The 18,269-nt window shown below is 58.9% G+C and carries 15 protein-coding genes; 13 read left to right on the top strand and 2 right to left on the bottom strand.

Translation table 11 applies throughout. The features are described from left to right. Positions 1-112 precede the first annotated feature (112 nt). The 10 genes from ACQY1L_RS21380 (at position 113) to ACQY1L_RS21335 (ending at position 12,118) form a co-directional block, all read left to right on the top strand. Entirely contained in the window at positions 113-2,002 is a 1,890-nt protein-coding gene (locus ACQY1L_RS21380) for an ABC transporter permease subunit (protein ID WP_430244327.1), read from the top strand. A 27-nt stretch (positions 2,003-2,029) separates the two neighbouring features. After that, positions 2,030-3,049 carry an ABC transporter ATP-binding protein gene (locus ACQY1L_RS21375; protein ID WP_430244325.1) on the top strand — a complete coding sequence of 340 codons (1,020 nt, stop codon included), beginning with the start codon at positions 2,030-2,032 and terminating at the stop codon, positions 3,047-3,049. 24 nt (positions 3,050-3,073) lie between these two features. After that, positions 3,074-4,231: an amidohydrolase/deacetylase family metallohydrolase gene (locus tag ACQY1L_RS21370; protein ID WP_430244323.1), complete on the top strand. Its 1,158-nt coding sequence runs from the start codon at positions 3,074-3,076 to the stop codon at positions 4,229-4,231. Positions 4,232-4,242: 11 nt separating this feature from the next. Then, positions 4,243-5,715 carry an aldehyde dehydrogenase family protein gene (locus tag ACQY1L_RS21365; protein WP_430244321.1) on the top strand — a complete coding sequence of 491 codons (1,473 nt, stop codon included), beginning with the start codon at positions 4,243-4,245 and terminating at the stop codon, positions 5,713-5,715. Next, the gene (locus ACQY1L_RS21360) at positions 5,712-6,269 is read left to right on the top strand and encodes a hypothetical protein (protein WP_430244319.1); all 558 of its coding nucleotides are present in this window, start codon (positions 5,712-5,714) and stop codon (positions 6,267-6,269) included. Before ACQY1L_RS21365 ends, ACQY1L_RS21360 begins: the two co-directional genes overlap by 4 nt. Continuing rightward, on the top strand, positions 6,266-7,894 hold the full coding sequence (locus ACQY1L_RS21355) for a GMC family oxidoreductase (protein ID WP_430244317.1): 1,629 nt from the start codon (positions 6,266-6,268) through the stop codon (positions 7,892-7,894). The genes ACQY1L_RS21360 and ACQY1L_RS21355 overlap by 4 nt, the downstream gene beginning before the upstream one ends. Before the next feature lie 39 nt (positions 7,895-7,933). Next, on the top strand, positions 7,934-9,007 hold the full coding sequence (locus tag ACQY1L_RS21350) for a DSD1 family PLP-dependent enzyme (RefSeq protein WP_430244315.1): 1,074 nt from the start codon (positions 7,934-7,936) through the stop codon (positions 9,005-9,007). Beyond that, entirely contained in the window at positions 9,004-10,164 is a 1,161-nt protein-coding gene (locus ACQY1L_RS21345; protein WP_430244313.1) for a pyridoxal-phosphate dependent enzyme, read from the top strand. The genes ACQY1L_RS21350 and ACQY1L_RS21345 overlap by 4 nt, the downstream gene beginning before the upstream one ends. Before the next feature lie 524 nt (positions 10,165-10,688). After that, complete coding sequence (locus ACQY1L_RS21340; protein WP_430244310.1) at positions 10,689-11,123, top strand: transposase; 435 nt, start codon at positions 10,689-10,691, stop codon at positions 11,121-11,123. 596 nt (positions 11,124-11,719) lie between these two features. Beyond that, on the top strand, positions 11,720-12,118 hold the full coding sequence (locus ACQY1L_RS21335; protein ID WP_430244309.1) for a hypothetical protein: 399 nt from the start codon (positions 11,720-11,722) through the stop codon (positions 12,116-12,118). Positions 12,119-12,132: 14 nt separating this feature from the next. On the opposite strand, the gene ACQY1L_RS21330 is transcribed toward ACQY1L_RS21335, so the two are convergent. Both ACQY1L_RS21330 and ACQY1L_RS21325 read right to left on the bottom strand, forming a co-directional pair. Continuing rightward, a complete protein-coding gene (locus ACQY1L_RS21330) occupies positions 12,133-13,929 on the bottom strand; it encodes a recombinase family protein (RefSeq protein ID WP_430244308.1) in 1,797 nt (598 codons plus the stop codon). A 12-nt stretch (positions 13,930-13,941) separates the two neighbouring features. After that, positions 13,942-14,124 carry a hypothetical protein gene (locus ACQY1L_RS21325; RefSeq protein WP_430244306.1) on the bottom strand — a complete coding sequence of 61 codons (183 nt, stop codon included), beginning with the start codon at positions 14,122-14,124 and terminating at the stop codon, positions 13,942-13,944. Positions 14,125-14,722: 598 nt separating this feature from the next. Here ACQY1L_RS21325 and ACQY1L_RS21320 point away from each other — a divergent pair. The 3 genes from ACQY1L_RS21320 (at position 14,723) to ACQY1L_RS21310 (ending at position 18,102) form a co-directional block, all read left to right on the top strand. Then, on the top strand, positions 14,723-16,954 hold the full coding sequence (locus ACQY1L_RS21320; RefSeq protein ID WP_430244304.1) for a ParB/RepB/Spo0J family partition protein: 2,232 nt from the start codon (positions 14,723-14,725) through the stop codon (positions 16,952-16,954). A gap of 293 nt (positions 16,955-17,247) precedes the next feature. After that, the gene (locus tag ACQY1L_RS21315) at positions 17,248-17,664 is read left to right on the top strand and encodes a hypothetical protein (protein WP_430244302.1); all 417 of its coding nucleotides are present in this window, start codon (positions 17,248-17,250) and stop codon (positions 17,662-17,664) included. A gap of 102 nt (positions 17,665-17,766) precedes the next feature. Beyond that, positions 17,767-18,102: a hypothetical protein gene (locus ACQY1L_RS21310; RefSeq protein ID WP_430244300.1), complete on the top strand. Its 336-nt coding sequence runs from the start codon at positions 17,767-17,769 to the stop codon at positions 18,100-18,102. Positions 18,103-18,269 lie beyond the last annotated feature (167 nt).

Raw genomic sequence — 18,269 nt, 5'->3', positions numbered from 1 at the left:
AATGCGACCGTCTTACGTCGGCGATGGCGGCCGCATTCCGGAGTTCAGCCCCCAAAATGATCGTAAGGCGCGCCGATGCGGCGTCTACCTGCGATGGCATGCGAGGGATATCATGACGCTTACCGCAGACGCGCCCAAAATAGACATTGTCGCGCCGCGCCGCCGCCGTGTCGGCACCGCGCCCGCCTTTGCCTACCTCACCGTGGCACCGGTCCTTGTGCTTATGGTGCTGATTGTCGGCATCCCATTGCTCTACAGCTTGTATCTTTCCTTCAACAGCACCAATCCAATTACCAAGAAATGGATATTTGTCGGCTTCGCCAATTATAGCCGCGTGTTCCAAAACGCTGACTTCTGGGCGGCGCTCAGGCGAACGGCTTATTTCTCGGTACTGGCAGTTGTTGGTACCACCGTGCTTGGCATCATTTTCGCACTGGTGCTGAACCAGAGATTTTTGGGGCGCGGCCTGTTGCGCAGCGTCGTCCTCATTCCGTGGGCTATGGCGCCTGTGTCCATTGGCGTGCTCTGGTCATTCATCTATGCCGGAAATTTCGGTCTCCTCAACGGCCTGCTTCATGATCTCGGACTAGGTTCACTTGCCACGGCATGGTTCGGTGACGGCTTTCGAGCGCTGAATCTCGTAGCAATTACTCAGATATGGAATCAGGCGCCGCTCACAGCCCTGATGATGCTGTCGGCGTTGCAGTCGATGCCAGGCAACCTGCATCGCGCTGCGATACTCGATGGTGCCGGTCCAGTCAGGCGCTTCTTCTCGATTACGCTGCCATGGCTGAAATCGTCGCTGCTCTTCTCTACCATCGTCTCCACCATCAATGCGCTGATGACGTTCGACATCATCTGGATCATGACACGCGGCGGACCGGGAGCGGCGACCACGACACTGTCATGGCTCGGTTACGTCCAGTCCTTCCAGTTCCTACGCTTCGGCGAAGGAGCCGCAACGCTCTACCTTCTGACCATGTTGAGCCTGGCTCTCGCCGTTCTGTATTTCTTCGTTCTAAGCCCAAAGAAGCCAAAGCCTGCGTCGGAGATTCCAGGAAAGCCTGTCGCAACAATCCCCAGAGTTCGCCCCGCAATGGTTGTCATACCACCATGGAACATGCGCCCGCTTATCCATCCGACGACGCAACGCAACCTAACGCGGGTGTTTTTTGGCATGGGCGTTCTGGCAATCTTCGTATGGTCCTTTCTGCCGGTTGCCATTCTCATCATGATCAGCCTGTCGCCCCCGACCGACCTCATCCGCACGCCGCCCTCAGTTTTTCCGTCTTCGTTGACGCTTGAGAACTACCGCATGGTACTGATGGCGGAGGGGACTACGAGCGTGCAGGCCCAGCGTGTTCCGGTCGCCTTGTTCAACAGTTTCGTCATCGGTGCAATCGTCTCTCTGATCAACGTCGCGCTCGGCACCTTCGCCGGCTACGGTTTTGCGCGCTACGCGAACAGGCGGTTCTTCGCCGTCAGCCTCTGGGCCCTGCTTCTGACGCGCATGGTGCCGGCGCTCACCCTCGTCCTGCCTTTCTTCATCCTATTCCGTTCCATGGGGCTGATCGACACCTATCTCGGCGTCATCATCGCCTATTCGACCATCCTCATGCCACTGGCCGCGTGGATGATGAAAGCGAGTTTCGAGAACTTGCCGGCGAGCCTCGAGCGGGCAGCTCAGATCGACGGTTGCAGCCGCTGGACCATGTTCATCAAGGTTCTCGTGCCGATCGTGCGGCCAGGCATCATCGCGGCAGTGATATTCTGCTTCCTCGTCTCGTGGAACGAGTTCCTCTTCGCCATGATCTTGACGACGACCATGAAGACCCAGACGATCCCAGTGATCATCGCGGGCTTCCTGAACCAGGCACGATTTTACGAATATGGCCCGATGTTCGCGGCAAGCGTGCTGGCGATTCTACCCCCAATTGCAATTGCATTCTTCTTTCAACGCTACCTCGTTCAGGGCGCCCTTTCCGGCGCGGTGAAGGGCTGACTCAAAACGGATGAAGGGAAGCTATCTATGTCATCCATCAATATTGCCGGCCTCAACAAACGTTACGGCCAGACGCATGTACTGAAAGGTCTCGACCTCTCGATCAAGGATGGAGAATTCATCTCCTTCCTTGGCCCGTCGGGCTGCGGCAAGTCGACACTTCTGTTTTGCATTGCCGGTCTCGAAGAGATTTCCGATGGTTCGATCCGCTTTGACGGACGTGAAATCTCGGATCTGGGGCCGCGCGAGCGCAACATCGCACTCGTCTTCCAGGATTACGCGCTCTATCCACATATGACCGTTCGCGACAATATCACGTTTCCGTTGCGACAGCAGAAGATCGATGCGGCAACCATCGCCAAGCAGGTTGCGTGGGCCGCCGACGTTCTCGGTATTCAGGCTCTGCTGGACCGGCTTCCGGCAGCACTTTCAGGTGGCCAGCGTCAGCGTGTCGCCGTTGGTCGCGCCATCGTGCGCAATCCTTCCGTCCTGCTGATGGATGAGCCTCTGTCGAATCTCGACGCATCGCTGCGTGTCCATATGCGCACGGAAATCCGTCGGTTGCAGAAGGAACTCGGCATCACCGTCATCTTTGTCACCCACGACCAGGAGGAGGCAATGGTTCTATCCGACCGGATCGCGGTAATGAATAATGGCGTGCTGCAGCAGTTCGCCGCCCCGATGGACGTCTATAGCCGTCCGGCCAATCGCTTCGTTGCCGGTTTCATCGGAAGCCCGCAGATGAATTTTCTACCAGGCGATCTCTGTGGCGGCGCGGCCGATCATGTGGTGGGCGTCCGCCCCCATGACCTGAAGCTCGGAAACGGCATCGCCAATCCTTTCACGCTCAGCGGCGAACTAGTGCTGGTCGAACCTGCTGGTCCGTTCCAGTTCCTCGATATCGCGATCGGCGGGCATATCGTGCGCGCCACCTGTACCGACATTGCCGGGCTTTCGCCGGGCGAAACGATCACCGTTGGAGCGAGCCCCGAGGCTCTCCGCTACTTCAACGCTGACACCGGAGCCCGCGTAAGTCACTCCAGATAACGCCAATAACCGAAAGTCGCAGTCATGGCATATGATCTCGTACTGAAAAATGGCCACATCATCGATCCGTCCCAAAGTATTGACCGTGTCGCCGACGTGGCCTTTTCCGCCGGGAAGGTGGCAGCTCTCGGCGAAAATCTTACCGGCCTGCAGGAACGCGACGTATCTGGCCTGATCGTCACGCCGGGCCTTATCGATCTTCATACGCATGTCTATTGGGGTGGCACTTCGCTCGGCGTCGATCCGGATGCGTTCGCGCGCCAGAGCGCGGTTTCCACCTGTGTGGATACCGGAAGCGCCGGACCGGGTAACTTTCCCGGCTTCCGCAAGCACGTCATCGAGCAGAGCACGGCACGCGTTCTTGTTTATCTGCACGTGTCGTTTGCAGGTATCTATGGCTTTGCCAAGAATATCATGCTGGGCGAAAGCCATGATCTGCGCCTGATGGCCGCACGCGAGGCGGTCGAAATTATCAATGCCAATCGTGATGTGATTATCGGCGTCAAGGTTCGTATCGGCAAGCACGCCTCAGGGCCATCCGGGATCCAGCCGCTCGACATCGCATTGCAGGTGGGCGACGAGACCAATCTTCCTGTTATGTGCCATATCGACGAGCCGCCGCCTTCCTATGAAGCCGTCGTCTCGCGTCTTCGCAAAGGCGACGTGCTGACACATTGTTATCGCCCGTTCCCCAATTCCCCTGTCGATGGCAAGGGCAAGATCAAGCCTGAAATTCTCGAGGCGCGCGAGCGCGGCGTCCTGTTCGACATCGGTCATGGAATGGGCTCGTTTTCCTGGAAGACGGCGCGCGCCATGCTGGACCAGGGTTTTCCACCGGATACGATTTCATCCGATGTACATGCACTTTGCATCGAAGGTCCGGCCTACGACCAGGTGACAACTTTATCGAAGTTCCTCGCACTCGGCATGCCGATGAGCGAGGTGATCGCCGCATCCACCATCAATGCGGCAAACGCCCTGCAGCGGCCGGAACTGGGCACTTTCAAGATCGGCGCCGAAGGCGATGCAAGCGTGCTCGAACTCCGCAACGGCTCGTTTGCACTCGAAGATGTACGCGGCGAGATCGTGATGGCGCCTCAGCGCCTCTTTGCCGCGGGCCTGGTCATTGGTGGCCGCGACGTCGGCACGAGCACACAACCCGTTGCCGCCGCAGCGGAATAAGGAGGAAGATCATGGATACCGGATATACTCCCACCACCAAAATCGGTAATTTCATCGGCGGAAGCTGGGCCTTGGAATCGGAGACCATGCCCGCCGTCAATCCGGCGACGGGGGCCGTGATCGCCCAATTGCCGAAATCGAGCCGCGAAACCGTCGCGACGGCGGTGTCAGCCGCGAAACTGGCCGCCAGAGCATGGGCCGCAACGCCGGTGTTCAAGCGCGCTGAAATCTGCGTGGCGATCGGTACTGCCATCGATGCCGAACGTGAATCCATTGCCCGGATATTGTCCATCGAACAGGGCAAGGTCTATGCCGAAGCCTTCGGCGAGGTCGGCAAGGCCGCGGATGGCTTCCGTCTCGCGTCCGAGCTCATCAAGCAGATGGGGGGCCAGACGCTTCCTGCAGAAGATGCGACCAAGCTCGTGATGACCATTCGTCAGCCCCGCGGCGTCTACGGCGTGATCACGCCGTGGAACTTCCCGGTCAATATCCCGGTTGAGTATCTCGCGCCGGGTATCGCCACAGGCAACGCGATCGTCTGGGTGCCGGCGCCTTCGACCTCGCTGGTCGCCTGCGCGCTGATGCAGGCGATAGAAAAGGCGGGCCTGCCCGCTGGCGTGTTGAACCTGGTCATCGGCGAGGGCGCGACGGCGGGCGATGCGGTTGTCGTTCATCCGGATGTCGCTGCCATCGGCTTCACCGGAAGTGCTGCGACCGGTAAGCGGATCGCCGAGCGTGGCGCCGGTAAGCCTCTGCTTCTGGAGCTTGGCGGCAACGGCCCGGTCATCGTCTTCGAGGATGCCGACCTGGATGCGGCGGCCGCAGCCGCAGCAGGCGGTGCCTTCTTCAATGCGGGCCAGGTCTGCGCTGCGACTGGCCGCGTGCTTGCTCATCATTCGATCGTCAACAGCCTGTGCGAGAAGCTAACAGCACACGCGGCAAAGCATGTCCTCGGCGATCCCTTCCAACAGGGGGCGACCATGGGGCCACTCAACAACCCCAAGGTCGCTGCCAAAGTGAAGGAGCATGTGGATGACGCTCTTAGCAAAGGTGCCAGGGTGCTGATCGGCGGCAAGCCGCGGCCGGACCTCGGTAGCGAACTCTACTTCGAACCGACCGTGATCCGTGACGTGACGCGCGATATGAAGATCAACCGTGAAGAGACCTTCGGTCCGGTCGTACCGGTTCTCGCCTTTCAGAACGAAGCAGAAGCCCTGGATCTGGCGCTGGACAGCGAATACGGCCTCTCGGTCGGCGTCTTTACTGCCGACGTGACCCGCGGCGTTGAAATCGCCAAGGCCATTCCGGCCGGCATCGTCAACATCAATGCCGGCAGTACATGGTGGGAAATCCATCTGCCATTCGGCGGTGGTTCTAACACCAAGAGCGGCATCGGCCGTCTCGGCGGCGTCCACACCATGGAAGCAATGACGGAACTCAAGATGATTACCATCACCATCGATCGGAAGGGAGCTGACTCATGAGTATGGCTTCTGTTGCGGCGCAGGCAGACAGCAATGTCCGCCTGACGCCGGTGGAAAAGACACGACTTCTTCTATGCCTCGTCGACGAACTGATACCGGGCGCAGACGGCTGGCCTTCCGCTTCCGAGGCTGGTGTACATGGCATCATCGCCCTGCGCCTTTTTGTCGATGGCGCCCCCGGCATGTTCGAGAAGATCGCCGAGGGACTGGGATGGCCTATGGGCGGACTCGGCAGCGACGATCCAGATGCACGTATCGAAGCCGTGCAGGCTTTCGAGGCCGCCGATCCGGACCTGTTCGACAAGGTCTATGCGGCGGTGGTACTCGCCTACTACGAGACGCCCTTCATCGTCGAGGCGATCGCCATGACCGGCCGCCCCTATTCGATCCGCCCCCATGTCTCTGGCTATCAGATGTCACCGTTCGATTATACGCGGGACACGCCGAAACATGGACGCGGTCATTACCTGACAACTGAGGAGATGCGACCTGTCGATACGTCAGGACTTCATCTCGACACGAACAAAACGCACCGTTGGGGGGTTCATCGATGAACAACGACCGTACCTGTGACATCCTGATCGTCGGCGCTGGTGCCACCGGTTCACTCGCCGCCCTTGTGCTGGCAGAAGCCGGCCTCGACGTTGTCTGTCTCGAGCAGGGTTCCTGGGTCGAGGCGAAGGACCATCCGCATCTCCATGCGGACTGGACATGGCAGCGGCGTACCAACTGGAGCCCGGACGTCAACAAGCGTAGCCATCCCGACGATTTCCCGGTCAATTCCGACTCATCGCAAATCCTGATGTGGAACGCTGTGGGCGGGTCCACCAACGTCTATGGCGCCATCTGGCCACGCTATCGCCCTTCCGATTTCCGCAAGGGCACAGAACACAGCATGCAGCCCGACTGGCCGATCACCTATGAGGACATCGCCCCATATTATGAGGAAGCCGACCGATTGGTCGGGGTCTCCGGACTGGCCGGCGATCCGGCTATGCCGACGCGCGAAAAATGTCCGACAAGGCCGATGCCGGTTTCGAAGGTGGCGAAGCGCCTTGCCGCCGGGTTCGACGAACTCGGCTGGCACTGGTGGCCCGCAGAAGCCGGTGCGGTTACCGAGGATTACGACGGTCGCCCCGCCTGCAACAATTGCGGCACCTGCAACGGCTGCCCGCGCGGCTCGATGAGCAAATATTCGAAGTCCATCTGGCCGAAGGCATTGGAGGCGGGCTGCGAGCTGAGGATCAATGCGCGTGTGCTGAAGATCGAAAAGGATGCCGACGGTCGAGCCAGCGGCGCACTTTATATCGACCGCAATACCGGGCAGAAGCATTTCCAGAAGGCAAAGATCGTCATCGTTGCGGCAAACGGCATCGGAACGCCGCGTTTGCTGCTTGCGTCGGATAATCTCGCCAACAGCAACGATCAGGTCGGGCGTTACCTGCTGCACCACACTCTGGTCGCCTGCGAGATGTGGGTTGATGAACCTGTCGACGGCCAGATCGGCTATGTCGCCTCGCTTCTGTCGCGCCAGTTTGCCGAGACCGATGTCTCGCGCGGTTTCGTCAACGGTTTCAACTTCAATTGCATCACCTCGACGGCCTCCGCCGGAGAACTGGCTGCAGGCTGGTTCACTTCGGCACGTGCCCCCTGGGGCAAAGATCACCACAATTGGTTCCAGCGGCATTTCGGCCACTCGATCGGCGTGTTCGCCATTGGCGACGATCTTCCCAATCCTGAAAACCGGGTTACGCTCGATCCCGTCCTGAAAGACTCAGACGGTGTTCCGGCAGCAAAGACACAATATGCTCCGGGCGAAAACGACAAGCGGATGATGAACTATATGCTCGATCGACTGGAAGACCTCGCCAAGGCCTGCGGTGCCTTCGAATACAAACTGCATGACTATCGCGACAAGGACGGTGTCTACCGCACACCGGCATGGCACATGATCGGCACCTGCCGCATGGGAAGCGATCCGAAAACCTCGGTCGTCAACAAGTGGCACCAGACCTGGGAAGTTCCGAACCTGTTCATCGTCGATGGCAGCGTTCTGACCACCGGTGGCGTGGTCAATCCTACGCCGACCATTTCGGCGCTGGCGTTGCGGGCCAGCGCCTATATTCGCGACAACTTCGAAACGCTGTCCACGGCGACGCGCGCATCGATCGCGGCCTGAGGTGATATCGTGATGCAGCGCCCACCGGCGGAGCCGGGAATGCATGAAAGCGAGATCGATACACCGGCACTGGTGATTGATCTCGATGCCATGGAAGCAAACATGGACCGTATGGCTGCGTTCTGCCGCAAAGCCAAGGTCGGGCTGCGGCCGCATGCCAAGACACACAAGTCGCCGGTCATTGCCGGCTGGCAGGCCGCTCGCGGGGCTGTCGGGCAATGCGTCCAGAAGTTGGCGGAGGCGGAAATCCTCTCCTGGTCCGGTGTCCGCGATATTCTCGTCTCCAACGAAGTGGTTGCGGAACGCAAGCTGAGGCGGCTTGCCGCCTTGCAATCGATGGCGAAGGTTTCGGTCTGCGCAGACGATCCGCACACCGTCGATCTGATCGGGCAGGTGGCGGAAGCGGCCGGACAGCGTATTACCGTACTGGTCGAGATCGACCTGACGGGTACGCGTTGCGGTGTCTTGCCGGGTATGGAAGCGGCTGTGATGGCGAAGCGGATCGCAGCGAGCCCGCATCTCATCTTCGGTGGACTACAGTCCTACCATGGCGGGGCACAGCATCTGCGCAGCGAGGATGAGCGCGAGCAGGCAATCGACAGCGCAATCGGCAAGACGGTGGAGACCATAGAGGCAATCCGGATGGTGGGTCTTACCTGCGACATCGTTGGTGGCGCCGGTACCGGCACTTTTCACCATGAGGCAGCCAGTGGCGTATACAACGAAATGCAGGCCGGCTCGTATATTTTCATGGATGCCGATTATGCCCGCAACAAGCCCAGGCCAGAGTTCCAGCAGTCACTCTTCGTGTTGAGCACGGTCATGAGCGCTGCACGTGACGGCGTCGCTGTCCTCGATTGCGGCCATAAGGGTATCGCGATTGATAGCGGCTTGCCGCTGGTTCATGGCCGCGAGGATATCGACTATGCCGGTGCATCCGATGAACACGGCACACTTGCTTTGCGCGGTGAGACGCTGACGGTTGGCGAGATGCTGCGTCTGGTGCCCGGACATTGTGACCCGAGTGTCGATCGTTACGACTGGTATGTCGGAATGCGCGGCCAACGCGTCGATTGCGTCTTTCCTGTTGCCGCGAGAGGTATGATGCAATGAGCCTTGCCGAAATCGAACTGGGATCGACACCGGGATCCATCACGGGATTGCGGTGCATTGCCTGTAACGCCTTCTACCCACCCAAACTTCTCTACCGCTGTACTGCATGCGCCGGTATTCTGGACGTGGAACGCGCCAAGCCAGCCGGTAGGTGGCATACAAGTGATTTCGTTTCGAGAGATGTAGAGCTGGGGGAGGGCGCTACACCGCTTCGGCAAATATCGCCCTCCTTGCTGCATCCCAATTTTCGCGGCACGCTTCTGGTCAAGGATGAAACGCGAAATCCATCCGGTTCGTTCAAGGACAGATTGGTGGCCGCGGCACTTTCACGTGCCATCGAATTCGGTGCGCGGGGCATCGTCAGCGCATCTAGCGGAAATGCGGGCGCTGCCGCAGCCTGCTATGCGGCAAATGCCAGAATACCCGCAATCATCTGCTGCCCTGAGGCGACCCCGCATGGTAAACTTGCCCAGATCATGGCATATGGTGCGACCTTGGAACGGGTACCGGGCCATTATGGGAACTCTTTCAAGCGCGCGATGGAGCTCTGTGACGAGCGCGGTTATGTCAACCTTACAACGACTTATGTCAATCCTTACGGGGTTGATGCATTGCGGCTGGTCGGGCAGGAAATTGTGGAGGCGCTTGGTGGCGTTTCTCCTGACTGGATCGCTATCCCAACCAGTTCAGGGCCACTGGTAAAGGGCGTCTATCAAGGCTTCGTAGATGCAGCCGTTCCGATGCCAAGACTAGTAGCAGCGCAATCCGTGGGATGCGCTCCGATCGCGCGTGCCTTCGCCGAAGGGAAGGACACAGTGGAGCCGTGGGAGTCGCCAAAGACTATCGCATCCGGGATTTCCGATCCGTTGTTCGGATATCCTGAAGAGGGCAGTCACACTTTATCTCTCATCCGCAAAAGTGATGGTGAGGCAGTTGCGGTCTTGGACGATGACATCATGGATGCGATGGCTGTTCTCTCTCGTAAAGCAGGACTATTTAGCGAACCCACCGGGGCTGCGTCACTTGCTGCCTGTCGTCAGCTTTTCGTTGAGCGAAAGATAGGAGTGACAGATTCGGTGGTGTGCGTTGTTACAGGGCATGGGTTCAAAGATTTTGCTGCCTGGAAAGATGCTAAGCCCGATAGGACGACTTCTTAGGTTGCGAATGCGTCTGTGTTGAACGTAATCGGCCCGGAAGCTGTATATTGCCCCGTGATGCTACATCAGTATAGCCTTAAAGAGGCCGAGCCAAAATGAACGGCGGCCTCTAAAGGCGGGCGCATTGGCCACATTGTGCAGGATTACTTTTCCGGGGCTCGCAGGTAATCCGCCTTTTCAACTCCACCCGCGGGGCGATGGTCACAGTATAAAATATGTCTAATGACTGGAGGCGCAGTTCAGTAAGCCAGATTCTGGAGATAAAGGCACAGCATACAGAATAAATTTGGATTGATGGTTAAATGTTTATTATTATATTTTATATTTATAAATAATTATATTGATTTGTTGTGATTATGCCGCAGCCATGGTTCCGCATGGCGCTTCCATTCTGGCTTTGAACGCCGTCTTGTAGTTATCATCGACGCGATCATTCAATCCAATTTTCGGACAGGCTCTAAGCTCGACTTTGTACAAAATCGGCTTTGATTTCGGGCTCTGCTGAGCGGCTTGGGTGAATCAAATTGCAGCAGTTTGCGTCTCTTGCTCCAGCGGTTCTATCGGATTCCAACCGATGGATGAGCAAATCTCCTGATCGCAGAAATAACCTGGGCGACCCGGTTCCTCACATCCTTCGCCAATGGCTTTCGCCATTTCGTGTCTGGTTTACCACGCCGAGTTGGGACCATCTTCTGGTCCTCGTGATGGGTGCTATCCTTTCTCCCGGCAAGCGAACCGTGACGGCCTGTTTGCGGATCACCGGTCGAGCAGAGGCCAGCAATTTTGCCGCCTATCATCAACTCCTCAACCGCGCCCGCTGGAACCCCCGCTTGTTGTCGGCACGGCTGCTGTCCGTCATCGTTGAACGGCTCGTGCCCGACGGCCCCGTCCTGATCGGCATGGACGATAATCGAACGACGCTGGGGCCAACGCATCGCCGCACGTGGAATTTATCGTGACCCCGTGCGCTCCAGCCATGGTCACTTCGTCAAGGCCAGCGGTTTGAGATGGTTGAGCTTCATGGTTCTGTCACCAATCCCATGGGCCAGATGCATAAAAGCCCTGCCGGTGTTGACGATCCTGTGCCCCTCCGAGCGTCATGATCAGAAGAAGGGCCGCAGACACAAGCTGCTGACAGATTGGGCAAGGCATCTTACAGCTTTGCCGCTGGCTGCCGAAGCGCGAGATCATATTTGTCGGAGACAGCAGCTTTGCCGTCCATACGCTGGCGGCAGCTCTTCCCGCCACGGCCACTCTCATCACGCGGCTGCGCCTGGATGCCAGTCTTTTTGCTCCACCGGATCAACGGCATGAACATACGCTCGGGCGGCCGGCCCAAAAAGGCAGGCCTCTGCCGAAACTGAAAACGCTTCTCAAGGACCCGAAGACCGAGTGGCAAAGGATTGTTGTATCCTCCTAGTACGGCAGGCAGACCGGCAAAGCCCTTGATGTCACATCAGGAACGGGCCTCTGGTATCGACGTGGAACACCGCCGCGGCCCATTCGCTGGGTTACCGTTAAAGATCCATCAGGCCGCCGTGAACCCCAGGCATTCATGAGCACCAACGTCAATCTTGAACCCGCTCAGATCATTTCCTATTTCGTGCGGCGCTGGCAAATCGAGGTCACCTTCGCAGAAACGCGTGCACATCTTGGCGTCGAGACCCAACGGCAGTGGAACGACAAAGCCATCATGCGCACGACACCGTCGCTACTGGGACTCTACAGTCTCGTCACACTCTGGGCCTGCGATCTGCTCGGGCAAGGTGCTCGTCCCTACGCCGCCGCATGGTACAAGAAAACCGACTTCACATTCTCCGATGCCATCGGCGCCGTTCGCGGCACTTTGTGGGATCAGGAGATTTATCGACACTATCCGCCAGACCCCGACATTCCCAAAATCCAAACAGAACGCCACAAGCGCATGACGCAGGCGCTTTGCTTCGCCGCATAATGTACAAAGCCGAGCTAAGCCGCGGTGCAAAAAAGACCTTTACGCCTGTTGATTCGAAGAATGCTTTGTATGGCATTAGTGGGCAGCGAGGATCGCAAGTTAAGATGAAATCCTGCCCCCGCAACCAACGATCCCTGTGATCCCAATAAAGCCCCCTCGTGGGGCTTTTTGCGTTTTTGTCCTTCAATCATACCGGCTCGGCCCATGAGTTCCTTGAGAATTGCCCTCTCGTTGAGAAACTCGGGCTTCCTCTTGCCAGATGCAAAGGTGAGGATTGCCGCAAGATCGCCCCGCAGCACGATGACCAGTTCCGCCCCATCGGGCAGGAGTTCGATGCGGCTGACCAGCGTACGGAGCTTGTCGGCGGCCAGTGCTCGCGTTTCCTCATTGCCCAACTGGTAGTGGAGAGCAGCGATCTCCTCATGATAATATTTTGCAAGATTGGGATGCAGCAGGGGAGGTGGCTCCTCCGCATCGTTGAGGAAGCCGACCAGCTCTTTCTTGCGCGCTTCGAGCGCCACCATCTTCGCGTTGATCCTGTTGGCAGCACCACCCTTCAGAATAAGGTCGAGAAGCGTGTCAAGTTCGCGATCGATCCGTTTGATCTCAGCCGCGGATGAATCAAGTGAGGCGCGGGCCTCCATCCGCGCCTTGTTCACTTCACGCGTGAACTCGTCGCAAAACTCCTTGTAGAGTTCCGGTTCCATCAGATGCTTGTCGAGCCCGTTCAGAACGGATCGTTCGAGCGTGTCGCGGCGGATGTTCAGCCGGTTGTCGCAAGTCCCCTTGGTCCGGGCGTTGGTGCAACCGAGCATGTCCTTCGAAATCATCGAGTAACCGCCACCGCAGCAACCGCATTTGACGAGCCCGGTGAACAGGTGTTTTGGCCGGCGACGTTCGTTCAGGATACGGTTGTCGCCAGGCAGGGTTCCGGGTTCCAGCGCCAGTTGCTCCTGCCGCTTTCTCACCGCAGCCCAGAGGTTCTGATCGACGATGCGCAGATCCGGCACTTCATTAACGACCCAGTCCGTTTCCGGATTGGGACGGGAAACGCGCTTGCCTGTATCTGGGTCCTTCAGGTATCGCAGGCGGTTCCAGACCAGTTTCCCGACATACAGTTCGTTGTTGAGAATGCCCGTCCCACGCTTCGGATTGCCATGGATGGTCGATGGCCCCCATTCGCTGCCTTTCGGTCCTGGCACCCCTTCGCTGTTCAGCACCATGGCGATCGTACGCGATGACTTGCCAGCCAGATATTCCGTAAAAATCCGCCGGACGATATTGGCTTCCGGCTCGTTGATGGTGCGCTCGCCGCGATTCGTTTCACCTGATAGTTCGACGTGCCGCACGACGTCGTAGCCGTAGCAGAGCCCGCCCCCGGATTTGCCTTCCTCTACTCGGCCGCGCAGACCGCGGCGTGTCTTGTCGGCAAGGTTTTTCAGGTAGAGCGCGCCCATCGTGCCCTTGAGACCGATATGGAGTTCGCTGACTTCACCCTCGGATAGCGTAACGATGCTGACGCCGGCAAAGCGCATACGCTTGTAGAGCCCGGCGATATCTTCCTGGTCGCGGGAAAGGCGGTCGAGCGACTCTGTCAGGATGACGTCGAAGCGCCGCTTCAGTCCGTCGGCGATCAGTTCCTGAATACCCGGGCGGATCAGAGAGGCACCGGAAATGGCGCGATCGGTATAACTGTCGACGATTGTCCAGCCTTCACGCTCGGCACGCGTGCGGCAAATACGAAGCTGGTCTTCAATGGAGGCATCGCGCTGATTGTCAGATGAATAGCGTGCGTAGAGCGCAACCTTCATGAGATGGCCTCCCTATTTGAGGAGGCGTTCGCGGGTGGCACGCTCCTGCTCGGCTTCGACGAATTTACGGGCAGCCTGTCGCGCAAGCAAGCGGACAAGTTCCCGGAGGCGAGGATCGGGCTTTGACGTGTCGTAGACCGGCATATCGAGCACGACCCGCACGCTGTTTGCCGCTGTCCCTTTCCGCTTTGCCACAAGACCATCCTCGCCCACGAACGCACCATTCCGCTCCGGGCAAAGACTGGGCCGGCGACCGGCGTATTTGAATGCGAAATCGCGGGCATGACAGCGACCTCCAGTGTAGCGCACCGTCCCTTGTCGCACCGCCACGCAGTCGATCGTAGACCATGCGGCGGAAACACAGGGCATTGGCGTAAGAATACTTGAATTTAGCGGCGGGCGAATCCCCCTTCAAGTGAAATTATTTTGCGTTCTTCGTCTAGTTGACCGCCCGCGTCATTGCGTGCTCGTAGATCCTGCACTCGCCAATGGACATAACGAGAGCTGCGCTCGCTTTTCCCTGATCGGCTGCGGCCAATGCCTTGCCGATCGTGGGGGACGCCAAGGGGTCTTACCCCTTTCTCCCCTGCAAACGCCACCTGCGCATGGCAGGACCGCCCGCTCGCAGGCCGGGGCATAGGTTTGCACTGTCTAACAAATCTGATCCGTCCCGCTCGCCGCGCAGCCCGGCCATGCTCGCTGGCATTTGCCCCCTCCATCCCCGCGCGCTCACGCGCCCCCGGGAGGCATGTCGGGGACATGCCTCCGGCATTAACGGGAAAGGATTGGAACAATGGCAAGGACACAGAAGAAGGCCGTCACAGTTGCGACGGTGGAAGCGGTAGAGGCAACGGCAGCGAATGCGGAAACCCGCAGCGTCGGGGAAGCGGTGGCAGAGGTGGTTGCTGCGCTGCCAGCACCGAAAGCCATAAGCGGCGCAGAGCTCTTCATTCCCCTCGACAAGCTCAAGAAGTCGCCGCGCAATGCGAGGAAGACCCCGCACAGCGAGGCACATATCGAGGCGCTTGCGGCCAGCATCGCCGCAAAGGGCATGCTGCAGAACCTTGTGGTCGAACCGGAGACCGACGAGGCGGGCGGACCGACCGGCTTCTATCTCGTGACAGTCGGCGAAGGCCGCAGGCTGGCGCATCTGTTGCGCGTCAAGCGTAAGCAGATCAGGAAGTCGGAACACGTCCGGTGCGTTCTTGATACCGCAAACGATCCTCAGGAAATCAGCCTTGACGAAAACGTCACCCGCGAGGCGATGCATCCGGCAGACCAGTTCGAGGCGTTTCGAGAGCTTGCCGAACATCGTGGATGGGGAGCCGAGGAAATCGCTGCCCGCTTCGGTGTGACGGCGCATGTTGTGAAGCAGCGGATGCGTCTTGGCGCAGTCAACCCGAAACTGATGCAGGTCTACCGCGACGGCGATCTGACGCTGGATCAGTTGATGGCCTTTGCCGTCACCGACGACCATGCACGGCAGGAACAGGTTTATGCCGGGCTTGGCTATAACCGTGAACCGTGGACGATCCGCCGCGACCTGACACGGACGCATGTGCAGGCGAACGACCGCAAGGCAATATTTGTCGGCCCGGAAGTCTATACGGAAACGGGCGGGACCATTATCCGCGACCTGTTTACCGAGGATCGCGGCGGATATTATGACGATCCCGCACTTCTGGACCAGCTTGTCATCGCCAAGCTGGAAGGGATCGCCGTCGATCTCAGAGAAGCAGAGGGTTGGAAATGGGTCGAGGCCTTCATCGATTTCCCGCACGCCCACGGCATGCGGCGTATCTATCCTCAAACGGTGGAGCTTTCCGAGGCAGACGAAGTCACCTATGCCGCCGCGAAGCGTGAGTTCGATGATCTGACGGCGGAGTGGGAGAACACAGACGACGACCTGCCGCCTGATGTGGACGAGCGTTTCGCGGAGCTTGAAGCCGAGATCGAGCGGATCGACGCGATGCGCGAAGGTCATGATCCCGACGATATCAGCCGTGGCGGCGTCTTCGTGACGCTGAACCATGACGGAACGGCCCGCATCGAGCGCGGCTTCATCCGCCCCGAGGACGAAAAACCGGAACCGGAACAGCTGGATGCCGCAGGCATCATCGATGGTGTCCGCGTCAATGCCGACGGGGAAGTTATCGAGAACCATCAGCGTGACGGGGAGGGCGACCACATATCCAGCCTTGCGCCGCAGGAAGAGGATGCGGGCGATGCGGGCCAGCCGCTCACCGATCTTCTCACCCGCGACCTGACGGCGCACCGGACGCTTGGCCTTCGCCTCGCGCTTGGTGAGCAGCCGGATATCGCCCTGATTGCTGTCACTCACGCCCTTGCTGCACAGACGTTCTATCGTAGCGTAGATGCCAACGCCCTCGAAATCCGGCCTACCAGTCCGCACCTTGGCGGACATGCTGACGGTATCGAGGACACGGCGGCGGCGAAGACGTTGGCGGATCGTCATTCCGGATGGGCGGCAGATATGCCGCAGGACGTAGGCGAACTCTGGGACTTCATCGCGGGGCTGTATCACGTGAGCATCATGGCGTTGTTCGCCCATTGCGCATCGCTGACCGTTAATGCCCTCAAGCTGCCGTGGGAACAGCGGCCTCGTGCGCAGCGGACTGCTGATGAGCTGGCGACGGCGCTTGTGCTGGATATGAACCAGCAGTGGACGCCAACGGTGCGCACCTACTTCGGGCGCGTGACCAAGGCGCATATTCTCGCAGCCGTGCGGGAAGCCGTGGGCGACGAGGCAGCGGATCGCATTGCAGCTATGAAGAAGCAGCCTATGGCGGAAGCCGCAGAGCAGTTGCTGGTCGGGACCGGATGGTTGCCGCCACTGCTGCGGACCGAACGCACCGCATCGCAGGCGGAAGCGGGTGAAGTTGCCGAAACCCCGGAAGCTATCGAGCTTGAACCGGAAGCACCGGCCATCGACACGGCAGACTATAGTGTCGAAGAAAGCCGCGTGGATGTGGATGGTGCAGCCTTCCAGATTGCCGCCGAGTGAACCGCCTTGGCCGGAGCCGCGCGAGCGGTTCCGGCCTGTTCCCGACCGCCCCGAGGAAAATTCCGGCCGCGCCGAACGGGCGCGGCCGGAAACCTCGACCGGATCACAGGAACCACGACAATGAGAACCTATACAGAGCAGCGGACGATGCGGGCCGCATCATTGAGCCTCGGCTGAGCATCCACCCGATTACCAGCCATACCGGAACGATCGTCGTCCGAGCACACAATCTGGCGTGTTTGTGGTCATGACGCGTCGGGCCGACCATGTAGAGAAATCGAAGGAGTCGAGAGATGGTTCCGCTGACAATGTTGTCCGTTGTACTGATCGGCGCAATGTGCGCGCTTGCCTGTACACTGGCGACTTACGCTGTGCCGTTCCTGTTCGCTGTCACCATGACGCGCCTTGCCTTCGCGACGGGCGCCGGATATGTCGGCGCAGGCATCGTCGGACTGTTCGCAGGCGTGGCGGCTTACGGATTTCTGGCTTATCTCTTTGCCACGCTACGCTCATCCAGCCTGCGCCTTGCGATCGCCCTGATGTTCGCGACCCCCGCCGCCATCGCGGGCTATGCACTCTTGCACGGCATCACCCGCGAAGCCATTCCTTCCGAAATCTGGCGGCAAATCATCTGTGGTGTTGGCGGCATATCGGTCGGCTTGTCTGCACTTGCGAAGCTGGCAAATCCAACACACCTCCGTGAACGATGATATGTTCCGGAAGCGCAACCAGCGCGCATGGGGCGATAATGGCCCTGTAGAATCCTACAGTTTTAGAGCCGGAACTCATCGGTTATGTTGGCGTCGTCGTTCATGAAATCCGCGAAACCGGGCGTGGTATTGGAGAAAATCGTGTCTCAGGATCCGTCTTTTACTTTTTACACCTATTCAGCAGCCACAGAGCCAGAGGAACAACGGTGGGCCTACACAGGCATTCCGGATAACTTTTTTTGTGACGTTCATTCAGCGCGAGCAGCCGTCCTGGAGCTTCGAAATGATATCATCGACGATCCGGATGGAGAGTGGCCCCGCATGCATATCGAGAAGATCGAGACGCTCCCCGTGTCGAAAGATACGCTGCTCGCATTTCTCAATGATGGCGTTGGTGCCTTTATCAAGCGCTACGAGATCGTGGAGACCATCGAGTAACGGCAATTTCTACCTTGCTCGGAAGGTAGTGATGTATGCCGAGAGGGTGAATATCGCGTCCCCATCGGGCCGCGCTCTACTCGCTGCCTGTGGCAACTCACAAAGCCCCTTGCGGGTCTTTGCCTTCGGTAACGATCGCTGACGCAAGGAATGGCGGCGGTGGGAAT

Origin of the sequence: Neorhizobium sp. DAR64862/K0K3 (assembly GCF_050500185.1) — a bacterium.
GTDB classification, from domain to species: Bacteria; Pseudomonadota; Alphaproteobacteria; order Rhizobiales; family Rhizobiaceae; genus Neorhizobium; species Neorhizobium soli.
The sequence above is the reverse complement of the archived record's forward strand: the minus strand, read 5'-3'. Positions and strand labels throughout refer to the sequence as shown.